The sequence below is a fragment of the Clostridium sp. LIBA-8841 genome (assembly GCF_034439435.1).
Lineage (GTDB): Bacteria > Bacillota > Clostridia > Clostridiales > Clostridiaceae > Sarcina.
The window spans coordinates 24,464-38,663 of the sequence record NZ_JAPCKJ010000005.1; the positions used below are offsets into that span (position 1 = coordinate 24,464).

At 29.0% G+C, this 14,200-nt stretch carries 12 protein-coding genes; all 12 read right to left on the reverse strand.

What is annotated here, in order from left to right; translation table 11 throughout:
- Positions 1-300, reverse strand: a complete 300-nt coding sequence (yabP, locus tag OIF33_RS13185; RefSeq protein WP_322504725.1) for a sporulation protein YabP — start codon at positions 298-300, stop codon at positions 1-3.
- A 131-nt stretch (positions 301-431) separates the two neighbouring features.
- Positions 432-692 (reverse strand): RNA-binding S4 domain-containing protein, encoded by a 261-nt coding sequence (locus OIF33_RS13190; RefSeq protein WP_322504726.1) that lies wholly within the window; start codon positions 690-692, stop codon positions 432-434.
- A 119-nt stretch (positions 693-811) separates the two neighbouring features.
- Positions 812-1,087 carry an HU family DNA-binding protein gene (locus tag OIF33_RS13195; protein WP_322504727.1) on the reverse strand — a complete coding sequence of 92 codons (276 nt, stop codon included), beginning with the start codon at positions 1,085-1,087 and terminating at the stop codon, positions 812-814.
- Between the two features lie 216 nt (positions 1,088-1,303).
- A complete protein-coding gene (mazG, locus tag OIF33_RS13200; protein WP_322504728.1) occupies positions 1,304-2,755 on the reverse strand; it encodes a nucleoside triphosphate pyrophosphohydrolase in 1,452 nt (483 codons plus the stop codon).
- A 29-nt stretch (positions 2,756-2,784) separates the two neighbouring features.
- Positions 2,785-4,317 (reverse strand): polysaccharide biosynthesis protein, encoded by a 1,533-nt coding sequence (locus OIF33_RS13205; protein WP_322504729.1) that lies wholly within the window; start codon positions 4,315-4,317, stop codon positions 2,785-2,787.
- 211 nt (positions 4,318-4,528) lie between these two features.
- Positions 4,529-5,077 carry a stage V sporulation protein T gene (gene spoVT, locus OIF33_RS13210; protein ID WP_322504730.1) on the reverse strand — a complete coding sequence of 183 codons (549 nt, stop codon included), beginning with the start codon at positions 5,075-5,077 and terminating at the stop codon, positions 4,529-4,531.
- A gap of 200 nt (positions 5,078-5,277) precedes the next feature.
- Positions 5,278-6,303 carry a peptidylprolyl isomerase gene (locus tag OIF33_RS13215; protein ID WP_322504731.1) on the reverse strand — a complete coding sequence of 342 codons (1,026 nt, stop codon included), beginning with the start codon at positions 6,301-6,303 and terminating at the stop codon, positions 5,278-5,280.
- A gap of 100 nt (positions 6,304-6,403) precedes the next feature.
- Entirely contained in the window at positions 6,404-9,913 is a 3,510-nt protein-coding gene (gene mfd / locus OIF33_RS13220; RefSeq protein ID WP_322504732.1) for a transcription-repair coupling factor, read from the reverse strand.
- 26 nt (positions 9,914-9,939) lie between these two features.
- On the reverse strand, positions 9,940-10,506 hold the full coding sequence (gene pth / locus OIF33_RS13225; protein ID WP_322504733.1) for an aminoacyl-tRNA hydrolase: 567 nt from the start codon (positions 10,504-10,506) through the stop codon (positions 9,940-9,942).
- Between the two features lie 141 nt (positions 10,507-10,647).
- Positions 10,648-11,805 (reverse strand): S1C family serine protease, encoded by a 1,158-nt coding sequence (locus OIF33_RS13230; protein WP_322504734.1) that lies wholly within the window; start codon positions 11,803-11,805, stop codon positions 10,648-10,650.
- A 21-nt stretch (positions 11,806-11,826) separates the two neighbouring features.
- Complete coding sequence (locus OIF33_RS13235) at positions 11,827-13,236, reverse strand: HAMP domain-containing sensor histidine kinase (RefSeq protein ID WP_322504735.1); 1,410 nt, start codon at positions 13,234-13,236, stop codon at positions 11,827-11,829.
- Positions 13,236-13,922, reverse strand: coding sequence for a response regulator transcription factor (locus tag OIF33_RS13240; protein ID WP_300348576.1), 687 nt, complete (start codon positions 13,920-13,922; stop codon positions 13,236-13,238). Before OIF33_RS13240 ends, OIF33_RS13235 begins: the two co-directional genes overlap by 1 nt.
- Positions 13,923-14,200 lie beyond the last annotated feature (278 nt).

Genomic DNA, 14,200 nt, shown 5'->3' on the forward strand with positions numbered 1-14,200 from the left:
CTATTTAAATATTTTAGAAATTAAATTTCTACTTTTTTTCACTTTATTCTTTTTATTTAAATAATTAATGTTACTAATAAATCCTCCTATTATAACCTCCCCATTTTGAACATCTAATTTGTTCATCTTTAATCCAGACCCCTTAATCAATAATGGACCTAAATTTGTTTTTAAACTAATCTTTTCCTCATCAAAGTTTATAACTTCCTTTACTCCTGTAAGTGATAAAAGTTTTCTATTTTCTAAGAATAAGTTACTGGTACATTCTGTAGTTTTATTTTCATCTTTTTTATCAATCATAAGAAAGCCTCCTATGTAAAAAAATATTTTTCCTAACTTATGCTTATTCAATTGCATACAAAAAAATGACTAATATAACTTTTTCAAATTATATTAGTCATCCTATATAATAAATATTTAATTTAAACATATTACTCTTTATCTTCTTCGCCTTCTAAGATCTCGTACATCTCTTTAGCATTTTCTTTTCTAACATGCTCAGCAATATTTATAACTCTTGCTTTTAAAGTTCTGTTACCAAATAATATTTCTATTATATCTCCTTCTTTTATATCATTTGAAGGTTTAGCAAATTTACCATTTATTATTACTCTCCCACTCTCACAAGCTTCTTTAGCAACTGTTCTTCTTTTAATTATTCTAGAAACTTTTAAATACTTGTCTAATCTCATATCCTATCCTCCATATTAAAAATCCTATATTTGATTTAAATTCCTCAATATTGATAAAAAAGCCCGAGTAAGACTCGGGCTTCTTTAAAGTTCAATTAACACAACTTATTTATTATAAATTAAGCGTTAACTTTTTCTTTTAATTCTTTACCTGGCTTGAATACTGGAGCTATTGAAGCAGGTATTTTTATAACTTCTTTAGTTCTTGGGTTTCTTCCTTCTCTTTCAGCTCTTACTCTAGTTTCGAAAGTTCCAAATCCAACTAATTGAACTTTATCTCCATTAGCTAAAGTTTCGCTAACGCTTTCTATGAATGCTTTTAAAGCTAATTCAGCATCTTTTTTAGTTAAGTTGCTTTTTTCAGCCATGCTTGTTATTAATTCTGCTTTATTCACTTTTACATCCTCCTTAAAATTCCAGTTAATTTACTGCAATAATTGTTTACCAGTTATTAAACTCAACTAGTATCAACTTATATTATCATAATATATATTTCTTTCTTTGTATAGTCAATACTTTCAATTTTTGCCCTAAAAATACTGATATTTTTGCATTTTTTTTAAAATTTATGTTTTTTTGCATCTTAATAAACCATAAATTTCTAAAAACACTTATTTTTCACTTGTTTTAGCATCTTCCCATAGTTTATCCATCTCTTCTAAAGTCATATCCTTTAGGTTTTTATTATTCTTTATTGCCTCATTCTCGATGTAAGAGAATCTGTTTATAAACTTTTTAATAGTCTTATCTAAAGCTAATTCTCCATCAACTTCTAAGAATCTAGCTACGTTTATACAAGCAAAAAGTAAGTCACCTACTTCACCTTCTATTATTGACTTATCTTCACAATTATAAACATCTTTTATTTCATTTAATTCTTCTTTTACTTTATCCATAGCACAATTTATATCATCCCAGTCAAACCCAACCTTTTTAGCTTTCTTTTGAACCTTATAAGCTCTTGTTGTTGCTGGAAGAGATTTTGCTATGTTTTTCATTTCCTCTGTTAAAGTTTCAATTCCTTTTTCTTTTTTCTTTATTTCATCCCAATTAGCTAAAACTTCCTCTGAGTTTTCAGCTTCTCCATTTGAAAATACGTGAGGATGTCTATTTATCATCTTTCCTGAAATAGCACCTATTACGTCCATAATGTCAAAATATCCATCTTCTTTACCTATGGAAGCATGGAAAATAACCTGCAATAAGACATCTCCAAGTTCTTCTATTAAAGCATCATCATCTTCATTTTCAATTGCATCTATTACTTCATAGCACTCTTCAATAAGAGCACTCTTTAAACTTTCATGAGTTTGTTCCCTATCCCAAGGACATCCTCCTGGATTTCTTAGAGTTTCTATAATATCTAATAAATCTTGAAAATCCTTTTTATTCTCTAAATCTTTAGGTATATAAATTGAAGTTAAATAATCTATATCTTCTTGCCAATCTAACTCATATAAAGGTATTTTCCTTATACTTTCTAATCCTTCAATACCAGCTGCCCTTACAAAGATTATTTCAGTATCATCTTTGTATCCTTCTAAAAGTCTTAATTTAACTTCTGAAGCTATAAAATTATTATAAACCTGAGTTATTATAGTTCCAACACGCTTATCTAATATTTGATTCTTCATATCAAAAGCATCAACTATTTTTACACCTTCTATTGGATCTACTTGTAAGGCTTCCATCATAGCATCTACAAAACTAACTGCTGGTAATACTTCATATTGAATATCATTTTCCTTACATAAATTAATTAGATTTATTACAGACTTTTCAGCTACTAAAGGATGTCCTGGCACTGCATATATTAAATCTTCATCATCCTTAATCTTAGCTATTAAATCCTCTGCAATGTATCTATAAACATCATCAAAGCTATCATATTTTTCATATGCATGATCATATGATTCAAACTTAATTCCCTCTTCTTTTAAAAAATCTACTGTAGGATGTTTTTCTGTCCTAAAATATATATTCTTATTGTTTTTTAGTTCTTTCAAAGCACCTATTGTTAAAGCTTCATAGGCACCTGGTCCTAAACCCATTATCTTAAGCATTCCATACTCTCCTTCGCAATTTATAAAACTTAACTTCTTAGTCGTCCCTTTATTTCATCTACATTAAAAATTTTAAGCACTACCAATGATATCATATATATAATAATACCCATAAATATGGCTATTAAGCAAGCTATACTGTTACTTCCGCTATATTTCAAAGCCTGTGAATATAAATATAAAACTGTACCAATCATTAAAATTGATGCAAATATAGGTTTTACTAATACATTTTTTATATTAGGAGAATATTTAAATTTCTTGGACATGTATATTAAATTCAATACTAATACCACAGAATAAGATATTATTGTTGCTATTACAGCACCATAAATATTTAAAGATTTTATAGGTATTAAACTCATTGTTAAGATTACTTTTAAAATACATCCTATTAACAAATGAACTACTGGTCTATAATAATATCCCATACCTTGTAATATTGATGTTGTTATCTGAGTTCCAACTAAAAATGGAACACTTATTGATAAATACTTCAATATCATAAAGCCTTCTGATTTCCCTGGAAATAAAAGGTTCATTATAGGTTCAGCCATGAAAAATAATCCTAAAAAACATGGGATAGCAACTATCATACATAATTTCATTGTAGTATCTATTTTTTCTTTAACCTGAACTTTATTTTTAAGAACATATAATTCAGAAATTATAGGTATTATAGACGCTGCTAATGCAGTTGCTAAAGTCATTGGAACATTAGTAAACACAGTAGCTTTACCTGTTAACTGAGCATATAAAACAGTAGCCTCCTGCCCTGTAAATCCAGCCTGTAAAAGCTTTTGCGGAACTAAAACAGAATCTATAACTCCCATAATGCTTCCTACAGCAGCCCCTATAGATATAGGAAGTGCTATATTTATTATCTCCATAAATATTTTATGGCTACCTTTTATTTTTCCTAAATTAAAACTCTTCTTTATTTTTCTATACTTAGGTATTAAATATAATGCAGCTACAAAAGCTCCAGCTACAGCCCCAAAGGATGCTCCTCCTGCTGAGTACTCAATCCCTTTATCAATTAATATATAAGCTAGTCCAACACCAACTATCACTCTTCCAATTTGTTCTAAAATCTGAGATATTGCCGTTGGCGTCATATTCTGAAACCCTTGAAAAAAGCCTCTAATAGGTGTTATCAATCCTATTAATGTAGGAGCTAAACAGATACCTAAAATAGAATAATAAGCCTTATCATCCCATTTTAAAAATGGTAAAAGAAACTTTCCGCCTATGGCTAAAAATATGCTTGTCCCTATACCTAACAAAACCATTACTTTTAAAGCTTCTTTTATTACTTGAAAACTTTCCTCATATTTTCCTAAAGCATTTTTTTCCGATACCAACTTAGATACTGCTATAGGAATTCCTGCTGCAATAGCTACAAAAAGCATATATAAAGGATACGTCATCTGATAATAACCTAATCCTTCATCTCCTATAAGCATTATTAATGGCCATCTAAAAAACAAGCCAAGAAATTTGGCTAATATACCAGCACAAGCAAGCACAAGACTACCTTTTATAAGGGATTGTTTCTTCATAAAATACCTCCAAATTTTAAATAACTACTTTACCTTAAGATACTAGATTTATTTATGCTTAATTAAAAATTCCGCTAAACTTCTAGATATTACTTTAAAATTCAGAGGGAGCATTACTCTCTCTGAATTAAGTCTCATTTTATATTATTGTAAATTCAGAGGTATTATTACTATTTGAAATACAAATATTAAATTATGATAACTGGTTTGTTTATTGTTCCATTTGTTTTCCTAAAAAGGCTGCTGCTGTTTCTGCTAGCTTTTGTTCAACTTCTCCTAAAGTTTTTCCTTCTTTAGAAAGAATAACTACAGCCCCAATTGTATCTCCTTCTGCTAATATTGGTGCTATAACTTGACTGCTGTACTTACTTTCATCATCATCTCCATGCATTGGTATGATGTTTTTGTTATTAACACCTAGTATTACTGATTTTCTCTTATCCATTATATCTTCTAACTCATCACTTATTTTTCTTTCCATAAATTCTTTCTTGGATGTTCCACTTACAGATATAAATGCATCGTTATCTGATATGAGAATTATATGACCTGTAGATTGTTGTAAGGCTTCTGCATATTCCTTTGAAAAGTCTGTTAACTCTCCTATTGGTGAATATTTTTTAAGTATTACTCCACCTTCTCTATCAGTAAAAATCTCTAAAGGATCTCCTTCTCTTATTCTTAAAGTTCTTCTTATTTCTTTAGGTATTACAACTCTACCTAAATCATCAATACGTCTTACTATTCCAGTGGCTTTCATTTATATGTACCTCCCTTATATAAATACTAATCACTAATCTTTGTCTACAATAATAGTATTTAATTTATTTGAAATTTTATACACATTGATTATATTTATGTTATCTTTTAATTTAATAACCAATTAAAGAAAACTTTTATGAAAACTCTATAAAAAAAAGACTTATGGATTAACTTCCATAAGTCTTTCTTTTTTTTAAATTATTTGCTTAAATTTAAGCCTTCTTTTAATTTGTCATCATAAGTTTTAACATTTAAATCTTTTTTCCATTGATCTAAATCTTTTTGATAAGCTTCTTTTTTCTTTTGGTTTTCTAAAGCTGTTGTTATTTGATCTTTAGCTTGATCTAATGTTAATTGTGTTTCTTTATCAGTAACATTGTTAACTTGAATTATATGATATCCAAATGAACTCTTAACAGGTTTTGAAATTTCACCATCTTTTAATGGTTTTAATCCTTCCATAAATGCAGGATCAAAATTTGAATTATTGTAATCTACTCTTCCTAAATTTTCTGCTATTGGCTCTTTCTTAGGATCTGTGTTTTTCTCATATTTATTAAATAAATCATCAAAAGTTGTTGCTCCTGATTGTATTTCATCATATGCTTTTTGAGCTTCTTCCTCAGTTGGGAATAATAAGTGTTTTGCATCAGCACCAGCTTGAACTACAAACTGTTGTTTATTTTCATCATAATATTTTTGTATATCTTCGTTAGTTACTTTTACATCTTTAGTAGCATAATCTACTGTTGCTTCGGCTATAACTTGATCTTTTAAGAATGCTTTAAAAGTATCTTCTGTATATCCTTCTGCCTCTAAAGCTTTATTAAAGTTATCTCCCATACTAGTCTTTATCTTATCGAATTGTTCATTAACTTTTTTATTAATTTCATCTTCTGATGGTGTTATTCCTAATTTGCCCGCTTCAATAACTAAAACTTTATCAGTTACTAAACCATTTAACACACTTTGTCTTTGTTGTAAAATTTGTTGTGCAACTTGAGGATCTTCCATGTATTTATCCCCATATTGAGTTTGTAACTGAGTAAACATTCCTTTTAAGTGTGAATCAACCTCTCCTAAAGTTATCTTCTCTCCATTAACTGTAGCTACAGTAGTCTTATCAATAGCTGCTTGAGTTTTTTCTACCATGTTACATCCAACAGCTGTGAACATTAAAACTCCAACTAACGCAGATGCTACTAATTTTTTTACACTTACCATTTTAATACCTCGCCTTTCTCCGATTATAATTTACATAATATTCTAGTCAGATTCCATTTTAGTATATCAATGTTACAATAATATTTCAATTTATAAATTATTAATTATTTAACACCAATATATCGTCTAACATTTCTTTGAAAGTAGCTAATATATCCTCTTTTTTCTTATCTTTTCCTCTATATAAGAATGTTGGTTTATCACCGAACTCAATTAATATATCATCTCTATAGTTTTCTAAAAGCATCTTAAATATCTTCTTATTTGTTCTTTCTCTACTTTCAAAGATAAATATTATGTCATCATTTTTCTCTTTTATTTCTTCAATATTTAAAAGCTTAGCTTTACTCTTTATATAAGCTATATCCATAAGGTTATAAACCATATTTGGTATATTAGAGAATCTATCCTCTAACTCTTCTTTCACATATGCATAATCCTCTTCATTTTCTATAGCTGCAATCTTCTTGTATACTTCAATCTTTTGAATCTCATCTTTTATATAACTTGAAGGAATAAACGCATCGACCTTTAAATCTACAATAGTCTCAACAGGTTCTCTTTCTATTTCACCTTTTATAATTTTTATTGTATCCTCTAACATTCTACAATATAAATCATATCCTATAGATGCCATATGTCCATGTTGAGCTGAGCCCATCATATTTCCAGCACCTCTTATTTCAAGGTCTCTCATAGCTATTTTGAAGCCTGAACCAAGCTCTGTAAAATCCTTTAGTGCTTTAAGTCTTTTCTCTGCTACTTCAGTTAAAACTTTGTCCCTCTGGTATAAGAAATATGCATAAGCAACCTTATTACTTCTACCAACTCTTCCTCTTAACTGATAAAGCTGAGAAAGTCCCATTTTATCTGCATTATTTACAATCATGGTATTAACATTTGGAATATCTATTCCTGTTTCTATTATGGAAGTACATACTAATACGTCATATTTTCTTTCCATAAAATCTATCATTTCAGTTTCTAATTGTCTCTCTGTCATTTGACCATGTATAACTGTGGCTTTGCATTCTGGGACAAGTTCCTGTATATAACTAGCCACTTCTTGAATACTTTCAACTCTGTTATGAACAAAGTACACTTGACCCTCTCTATTTATTTCTCTTAAAATAGCATCTCTTATAAGTTGATCATTTTGTTCTACAACATATGTTTGTATAGGATATCTATTTTCTGGCGGAGTCTCTATTACAGATATATCTCTTACTCCAGTAAGTGACATGTGAAGAGTTCTTGGAATAGGCGTTGCACTTAAAGTAAGAACATCAACATTCTTTTTGAAACTCTTTATCTTTTCCTTTTGTGCCACTCCAAATCTCTGTTCTTCATCAACAATAAGAAGACCTAAATCCTTAAATTGAATATCCTTAGAAACAAGTCTATGCGTTCCTATCAGTATATCTACATTTCCTTCTTTTAAAGCTTTCAATGTTTCTGTTTGTTGCTTCTTAGTTCTAAATCTACTTATCATGTCTATAGTTATAGGGAACCCTGCAAATCTCTTCTTCATATTTTTATAATGCTGTTCTGCAAGTATTGTTGTAGGAACTAGGAATGCTACTTGTTTTCCATCCATTACAGCCTTAAAGGCAGCTCTTACAGCAACCTCTGTTTTACCATAACCAACATCTCCGCAAAGCAATCTATCCATAACTTTAGTTGCTTCCATATCTTCTTTTATATCTTCAAGAGCTGTTAATTGATCTGGTGTTTCTTCATAAGGGAATTCATCCTCAAATTGTTTTTGCCATTGAGTATCCTTAGAGAATCTATATCCTTTTACTGTTGATCTCTCAGCATATAATTTAACTAAGTCTCCAGCAATATCATTTATAGATTTTCTTACTTTAGCCTTAGCTTTTTGCCACTCATTGCCTCCAAGCTTACTTATCTTAGGTGAAGCACTATCTGAGCCAATATATTTTTGTACTAAATCTAATTGTTCAACAGGTACATAAAGCTTATCCCCTTTTGAATATTCAATATCTAAATAATCTCTCTTATGTCCTTGAACTTCTATTTGTTTTATCCCTTTATAAACACCTATACCGCTATTCACATGAACTACATAATCTCCAGGTTTTAATTCTGCAAAACTTTTAATTTTTGAAACACCTTTTGATTTTTTCTTCTTTGTCTTTTTAGCTCTTTTAGCATCTCCAAAGATACTTTTATCTGATATTAAACAAGTTTTCATATCAGGATATTCAAATCCTTTATTTTGATTTCCAAAGGTTATAACAACCTCTCCACCTTTTATTTCCTTAACATCATCCTTATAAACACTTTCTATTTCTAACTCTCTTAAGGTATCAACTAACCTTTCACCTCTTGGTCTTGTTCCTGAAAGTATTAATGTCTTAAATCCATTTTTCTTTTTTTCTCTTATGTCATCTATAAGCATATCAAGTTGTCCCTGATATCCACTCATAGTACTTTGCTTTAATTCAACCTTATTGAAGGACTCTATAAATCCTCCACCTCCACCAAATGGCACTAAGTTTATTAAGTTATTGCCCTTAAATAACTCTTGTACTTCTTCAGCACTTAAACTTAAATTTATTTGAGAAGGAAGGATATTTCCTCTTTCTAAAAAGGCTTCATAGTTTTCATTAAATTCAAAAATAGTGCTTTCTAACTTTCCCTTACATCTTTTGGCATCATCAATTATAAAAGTATAATTCTTTAAATAATCAAATAATGTGGCTGGTTTATCAAAGAAAAACGGAAGATAACTGTCTATGGTTTCAAAGCTCCAGTTTTCCTGTAAAGACTCTATATTTCTGTCTATTATCTTTCTTAATCTATACCTTATCTCTTTATCTGAAACCTTATCCTCAAAGTCTGAAAGCTCTTTTCTCATTTTATCTATAGCATAATCTATAGTTTCTTTATTTAATATTATTTCCTTAGCAGGGAATATTTCAGCCTTCTTAACTTTTTCTATACTTCTTTGAGACTCTACATTAAATGTTCTAATAGAATCAACTTCATCTCCAAAAAGCTCTATTCTAAAAGGATTAACTGAATTAGGAGGAAATACATCTAATATTCCTCCTCTTAATGAAAATTCACCCTTACCTTCAACAGTTTCTAATCTTTCATATCCTGATTCAACAAGCTTATTCGCAAGTTCTTTTAAATCAACTTCATCTCCAACTTTAACCTTTAATATGTGACTTTTATAAAGTTCCTTAGGTGTGTAAGTCGCTGCAAAAGCATCTATGGAAGTAACTATTATCTTTTTATTACTTCTTAACATCTCTTTTATAACTTTTAACCTTGCCCATCTTACATCTCCAGAAATAGCATCTATATTGTAAAATACAATTTCTCTTGAAGGTAAGTAATATACATTCGGTAGATAAAATGATAAATCTTCATATATATTTCTAGCTTCAATATCATTATGTGTAACAACAACTATAGGCTTATCTGACTCCTCATACACCCCATTTATAAAATAAGACTTACCTGAATCTGATAACCCATTCACCATTACTGGATAACTCCCGCTTTCCATAAAAGATTTAACCTTTTGAAAAGCATCACTATTTAATAAAGGAGTCATTAACCCCTGTAACCTCAATCTAAACACCGCCATTCTAAAATAAATTAATCTATCTTAACTCCATTAAACTTATTCATTGATTCCTTAGCATCATTTTTAACAATTTCAACAATTGCATCACTTACTACTGGAATAACTTTTTCTACATGTTCTCTATCTTCTTTTGAAAATTTTCCCAAAACATGATTTACTAAATTATCTTTAGGTTGTCCTACCCCAACTTTAACTCTTGGGAATTCATCTCCACCAAGGTTTTGTATTATGCTCTTGATTCCATTATGACCTCCAGCACTACCTTTTTCTCTTATTCTTAATTTTCCAATATCTAAACTTATGTCATCATAAACTACTATGATTTCATCATTTTCTAATTTATAAAAATTAGCAAGTTCTCTTATACTTTCTCCACTTAAGTTCATATATGTTAAAGGTTTTAATAAAATAACCTTATTATTTTCTATAAAACCTTCTCCACAAAGACCTTTAAATTTTTCCCTATTTACATCAATATTATACTTATTTGCCATATAATCAATTACATCAAATCCGATATTATGTCTAGTTTGTTCGTATTGTTTTCCTGGGTTGCCTAATCCAACTATTAAAATCATATTGTCCTCCATTATAATTATATAATTACGTTTCTAAATTATTTTAATTAAATCATTCTTTAATTATACTTTTACTATTAGTATAAAACAATAAAAAACCCTTCACCAAATTACGTGAAGGGTTATATTTCTTTTTTATAATTATTTTAAAGTTACAGAAATATCTTTTACAGATTCTCCTCTAATAACTTTAATCTTAACTATATCTCCTACAGAATGTTTTTTTAGTAAATCAGCTAAACTTTCTATATTTTTAACCTTTTTACCATCTACTTCAACTATTATATCCGTAGGCTTTATTCCTGCATTAAATGCATTGCTACCTTTATCAACATCTTCTACATAAATTCCATAAACATTATGTTTTTCATCTGCAACAGTAGTCCCTGTAACACCTAATGTTGTTCCAGTAGTAACACTACCTTCTCTTATTATAGAGTCAGCTATTCTTAAAGCATCATTTATTTCTAAGGCATAATATACTCCTGGTTTTGAAAACTTATTGGTAAAATATAAACTATTTATTCCAACAACTTTTCCATTGTAGTCACATAATATACCACTATTATTAGCTTCATTTATTAGTGAACTAGTCTCTATAACATCGACTACCTTTGAATCTGAATGATCTTCTTCACCTATAGTTACCTTCTTAATCGGTGCACTTACTATTCCATTAGCTACAAAACCTAACGGCTCTTCACATATTATATTTCCTAATGTTGCGACTCTTTCTCCTGTTTCTAAAACTTCAAGTTCAGAGGTTGATATACTCTTTAATCCATTGGATTCTACCTTTAATACTGCTATGTCAGTATCTTTATCGAATCCAACCAGTACTGCTTGGAAAGGACTTATATCATTACTTGATATTTTTACATATATCTCTGGAAAATCCTTTATAGCACTATAGCTAGTAATTATGTATCCATCAGTTCTAATAACAATTCCAGATATATTTTTATCATTATTTTCACCTATAGATAAATTCTTCTTATTATCTCCAACAGTAACAATACCACTTGCAGATTTATTAACTAAATTAGTTATGTCATATCTCCCATCTTTTATCTCATTTAAAAGATTAGTATTTTGACTCTCTATAGTTAAATCCTTAGTATAGTGCTTAAAAGCTATAAAGCTTGTAACTATAACTAACATAATAAAACTTGCTAACCTTAAAAAGCTTTTTATCCAGAATCTTTTCTTATCTTTTTTAATCACTATATTGTCATAGTTTTTTTCACTTAATTCATGGAGATCCTTCCCATTTTTAGAGTGCTTAAAAAACTTCCCCATAAAGACCTCCTATGCAATATTTTATTTAACCTTAGTCAACGTAAAATTAAATCTAACACCTTTTATATTTTCATTCTTATCTTTAACATTTTCAGCCCAAATATCTTCCTCTAGTTGCAGTATTATATTTCTAACAATGGATAATCCTAGCCCTGTACTAGTTTTATTACTTCTTGCCTTATCAACTTTGTAGAATCTATCCCAAATATGAGTTAAGTCATATTCGTCTATTCCCTTACTAGTGTTAAATATACTAACAACAATCTTACTTCCCTTTGTTTTAGTTGATATTTTTACTTCACCATTTTCATCACAATATTTTATAGCATTATCAACCAAATTAGTAATAACTTGTATTAACCTATCATTATCGCCATAAACATATACTCTTTCACTTTCTAAAAGAACTTCAATTTTTATGTTTTTACTTGCAGCTTTTTGATTCATTTTTAATACAGTTGTTTCTATTATTCTGTTTAATTCTAACTCACCTATGTTAAATTCTAATTTTCCTGCTTGCATAGCAGATAGATCTAACAAATCATTTATTAGTCTAGTTAATCTACTTATCTCATCATTTACTATTACAAGATAGTATTCTTCCTTATCCTTAGGAATAACTCCATCTAATATGGCCGTTATAAATCCTTTAATAGAAGTCATAGGTGATCTCAATTCATGAGATACATTAGAAATAAACTCTCTTCTATTGAGCTCTGCTTCCTCAATAGATGTGGCCATTATATTAAATGACTCAGCTAATTCACCAACTTCATCATCATAAGAAACATTAACTCTATTTCCTATTTCTCCACTGGCAATTTTCTTAGCAGCGTTATTTATAACATTTAAAGGTTTGATTATAATCTTTTTTGATATAAAGTATATTGCTAATCCAGAAAATATTATAGCTATGGCTACACACATCCAGACGATTTGATTCATTCTAACTAAAGAAGCAGAAAGAGTACTTAAAGGAGTAACTATAGAAACCGCTCCCGTAAAATATCCTTTATAGAAGATAGGTTTAGAATATATATATTCCTTTTTATTCTTCTGTTCTATTACTTGATTTTCTCTTAATGTTTTCATGTCTTCGTCATCTATTTTAGTACGTTTTAAATAATCATACTGCTCATTAGAAACTGAATATATGTATCCATAACTATCAATTACATAAACATCTACTTTTAATGAATCAGCTATAAATGATATAGACTTATTTAATTCATCTAAAGTAATTTTACTGTCCATGTATGAATTAACAACTTGCTCTATAACGTCTGCTTCTCCAGATAGACTATTTAATCTTTCTTGATAATATTCTTCTCTAAACAAGCTGGAAAGTATAATACCTACTATAAAGAAAGTAATACATATTGTTATGCTTAGTGTTAAGATTAACTTTGGTACTAAGCCACGATATTTCATTATTTCACCTCAAATTTGTATCCAACTCCCCAAACAGTTTCAAGCTGCCAGTCTTCTCCACCATTTAATTTTTCTCTTAATCTCTTTATGTGAACATCAACAGTTCTTGAGTCACCTGGGTAATCATATCCCCAAACTTCACATAATAATTGATCTCTTGTGAAAACTTTATTCTTATTACTTGCAAGGTAATGTAAAAGCTCGAATTCTTTAGGTGGAGTCTTAACTTCTTCTCCATTGTATATAACTTTGTATGAGTTAGCATCTATAGTTAAACCTGGGAAGTTTAATACCACATTATCAGGTTCTTCTCCTGAATATCTTCTCATAACAGCTTTTACTCTAGCTAATAATTCTTTTGGTTCAAAAGGTTTAACAACATAATCGTCTGCACCAATTTCTAAAGCTAATACCTTATCAAAAGTTTCTCCTTTAGCAGTTAACATAATTACTGGAACGTTACTATCTTTTCTTATCCATTTTAATACTTCCATTCCATCAATTCCAGGTAACATCATATCTAGTACAACTAGATTAGGACTAAAGTTAACAAACTCTTCCTTAGCAGCTTTTCCATCATGTGCTACTCTAACGTTATATCCTGTAGTCTCTAAATACATTTTTATAACTTCGCATATATTTTCATCATCATCTACAATTAAAATCTTTCCTAATAGACCTTCCATAAAATTCACCTCTTAAAATCCTTTCTGTAACTTTTTTACATTTGTCCTTATTTCATGTGCTTTTATACTTTTGCTTTTATACTTTAATAATATGAAATTTTTACCGTTTAACATATTATTAATGTATATAAATAAAGTGTAAAACATTTATTCATTTTTATCAATTTATAATTAACAAAATTATTTTTTTTTTACATTTTAATCAAATTTAAACGTTTTTGTTTAAAAAAAAGTTTCATTTTCTTAGTGATTTTACAAAAAAAGAGCGATTAAGACGC